Origin of the sequence: Streptomyces sp. NPDC015242 (genome assembly GCF_043079125.1) — a bacterium.
In the GTDB taxonomy this organism is placed as follows: domain Bacteria; phylum Actinomycetota; class Actinomycetes; order Streptomycetales; family Streptomycetaceae; genus Streptomyces.
In genome coordinates this window covers 1-1,076 of record NZ_JBIBUF010000020.1, presented here as the reverse complement: position 1 = coordinate 1,076, position 1,076 = coordinate 1, and the positions used below count along the sequence as shown (strand labels likewise).

Sequence of the window (1,076 nt, the reverse complement as noted above, 5' to 3'; positions counted from 1 at the left end):
GGCGCGGTTGCGGCGCACGGAGGACCAGAAGGAGGCGCCGATCAGGACGACGCCGATCAGGCCGGTGATGATCTCGTTGATCTCGTACTGGATGGTGACCAGCAGGATCATGGCCAGCGCGCCGATGGCGTAGTGCGCGCCGTGCTCCAGGTAGACGTAGTCGTCGAGGGTGCCCTGGCGGACCAGGTAGACCGTCAGCGACCGGACGTACATGGCGCCGATGCCCAGGCCGAGGGCCATCAGGACGATGTCGTTGGTGATGGCGAAGGCGCCGATCACGCCGTCGAAGGAGAACGAGGCGTCCAGGACCTCCAGGTAGAGGAACATGAAGAAGGCCGCCTTGCCGGCCAGCCTCACCGCCGACTTGGGCTTGCCCTCGCGCTCGGCCTGTTCCTCGGCCTCGTGCTCGCGCTCCTCCTCCTCTTCGAGCTTGTCCTCGAAGTAGCCGGACAGACCACCGACGATCATGTACGTGATCAGACCGGCGATGCCGGACAGCAGGACCGTCTCCGCCTTGTCGGCGTGGGTGCCGCCGTGCTGGTGGGCGTGGGCGCCGAAGGTGATCGAGGAGATCAGCAGCACGATCAGGGCGATGCAGACCGACAGCATGTCGACCTTGCCGAGCTTGGACAGCGGCCGCTCCAGCCAGCCGAGCCACTTGATGTCCCGGTCCTCGAAGATGAAGTCCAGGAAGATCATCAGCAGGAACATGCCGCCGAAGGCCGCGATCGACGGGTGCGCGTCGGTCACCAGCTCCTGGTAGCGGTCCTTGTCGGTGAGCGCGAGGTCGACGGCCTCGATCGGTCCCAGCTGAGCGCTGATGGCCACGATCACGACGGGGAAGACCAGCCGCATGCCGAAGACGGCGATCAGGATGCCGATGGTGAGGAAGATCTTCTGCCAGAAGGCATTCATCTTCTTCAGGATCCCGGCGTTGACCACCGCGTTGTCGAAGGACAGCGAGATCTCGAGGATGGACAGGATCGCTACGACACCGAACGCGGTCCACCCTCCGTAGAAGACCGCTGCGACCAGGCCGAGCGCGGTGACCGCGAACGACCACCCGAAGGTTTTCA

1 protein-coding gene is annotated in these 1,076 nt (G+C 64.8%); it reads right to left on the bottom strand.

Features of this window, described 5'->3' with window-relative positions; genetic code table 11:
• A partial coding sequence (locus ACF07N_RS35875; protein WP_392121024.1) for a DUF475 domain-containing protein occupies window positions 1-1,076 on the bottom strand: 1,076 nt, incomplete at both ends.